General features: G+C 60.7%; 2 protein-coding genes. One reads left to right on the forward strand and one right to left on the reverse strand.

The window, feature by feature from the left end; genetic code table 11:
* Positions 1-258: 258 nt before the first annotated feature.
* The gene (locus VIH17_00380; protein ID HEY4681687.1) at positions 259-1584 is read left to right on the forward strand and encodes an ATP-binding protein; all 1326 of its coding nucleotides are present in this window, start codon (positions 259-261) and stop codon (positions 1582-1584) included.
* A gap of 185 nt (positions 1585-1769) precedes the next feature.
* On the opposite strand, the gene VIH17_00385 is transcribed toward VIH17_00380, so the two are convergent.
* A partial coding sequence (locus VIH17_00385; GenBank protein HEY4681688.1) for a hypothetical protein occupies positions 1770-2068 on the reverse strand: 299 nt, incomplete at its 5' end.

A 2068-nucleotide genomic window follows, 5' to 3' on the forward strand; every position in this document is an offset into this window, starting at 1 on the left:
CTGGAAATCAAAGGCCACGTTTCCGGATCTCGCAAAATAGGTCGCCGTGAGGTTTGCCCCCCTTAGTCACCCTGTTCTGCCGCTCAACCGTTCCTTCTCCCCACCCCATATACTTTCGCCCTCTGCGCCCTCCTCTCCAACCTCCAAGGCCCGGGTCTCGCTGTCATCTAAGGGTTGGTCTCGTATTGTCGGAAGGGCTTCGGCAGATACCATGAAAAAGTAATATTGACTGTTCGATTTTCATGGTACAATCCTCGCATGATCAAGCGGCCTCAGTCCCTCTCGCAAATCCGGCGTGCGCTTTCGCGCAGCCGCGTGGTGGCGCTCATTGGGCCACGCCAGTGTGGCAAGACCACGCTTGCGCGGCAAATCGTCCCCGCGGATTCGGTCAATTATTTCGACCTTGAAGACCCGGCGAGCTTGGCGCGGCTTGCCGAGCCGATGACCGCCTTCGGGGGGCTCACCCGTGTGGTGGTGATTGACGAGGTGCAGCGCCGGCCCGATCTCTTTCCGGCCCTTCGGGTGCTGGCTGACAGAAAGCCCTTGCCTGCCCGGTTTCTCATCCTTGGCAGCGCCTCGCCTGAGCTGCTCCGTCAGTCTTCCGAATCGCTTGCCGGAAGGCTGGAGACGATCCCACTTTCCGGCTTTAGCCTCTCTGAGGTCGGAACCAAGGCGCTTGATCGCCATTGGCTGCGGGGCGGTTTTCCGCTGTCATATCTCGCCCGCTCGCATGCGGACAGCCTGGCCTGGCGCCGGCAATTCATTCAGACATTTCTTGAGCGCGACCTGCCGCAGCTTGGCGTCACCATCCCGGCCCCGACGTTACTGCGGTTTTGGACCATGCTTGCGCACTACCACGGCCAACGCTGGAACGCCACCGAGCTGGCAAGGTCGCTTGGGGTCAGCGAACCGACCGTGAGGCGTTACCTCGATATGCTGACGGGATTGTTCATGGTTCGGCAACTGCAACCCTGGCATGAAAACCTCAAGAAGCGCCAGATCAAAGCGCCGAAGGTCTATCTTCGGGACAGCGGCCTGTTGCACCAGCTTCTCGGAATCAGGACGGAAAAGGAGTTATTGGCGCACCCAAAATGCGGCGCATCGTGGGAAGGCTATGCCATAGAGGAAACGCTCAAGGCCGTGCAACCGGACGAGGCCCACTTCTGGGCCACCCATACCGGGGCCGAACTGGATCTCCTCCTCTTCAAGGGGGGGCGGCGTCTCGGCGTCGAAGTCAAGCGCGCAGACGCGCCGACTCTCACCCCGTCAATGCGCATTGCCCTTCACGATCTGCGGCTCGATCACCTCACAGTGCTGTATCCCGGCAAGGCATCATATCCGCTTGCCGACCGCGTGACCGCCATGCCCCTGACGGTCCTTGTCGAAGGTGGGCCAGAGGTGCTGTTCCGGCACCGTCGCAGGAAGAGGCGGCTGACACCGCCAAAGGAGCGGCGGCGGCTGGGCAGTGGGGACACGCTCCTCCGAGCGGCACAGGAGGTCGGCAAACCAGAGATCGGTGGGACCAGGCGGCATTCCATCTCGCGAGACCACGATCGCCACCTCTACGGCCACAAGATCAAATGAGCATGCCTGAAGGGCCCCGCGCCAGGAGCGCTTCCCTCATCCCAGGCATTACACCGCCTCGCGGGTGGTCGAACATTTGCGGGCGCTGCTGAGGACGCCGCGCTATTCAACTCGTGCTGATGAGGTGGGTCGGATCGTCCGAACAGAAGATGGAACCGAACAGGCATGCCAGGCCCTGGAGGATTTCATCCAGGCACGCGGTAGGTCGGCAGCTCTCCCCAGACCTCACTAACGCCCTCAGCCGAGCCTTCCACTGAAACCTGAATATACTGCGGGCTGATATCGGGATAGACTGCGAGCTCTGGAATGTTTGTCGGCACGAGGAGACTTGACGTAGTCCAGCCAACCGACGATAATTGCAGGAGATTTTTGATCTTGAGGGTTAGGCCCGCTTTGCGAAGATATACTGCAGGAACCGGCGCAGTAGACTTAATAGTTAGCCGGACTGGCTCAAGCATGGCCACGGTGCCGGAACAGCGGTGAC

It is taken from the genome of Candidatus Acidiferrales bacterium (assembly GCA_036514995.1).
Lineage (GTDB): Bacteria > Acidobacteriota > Terriglobia > Acidiferrales > DATBWB01 > DATBWB01.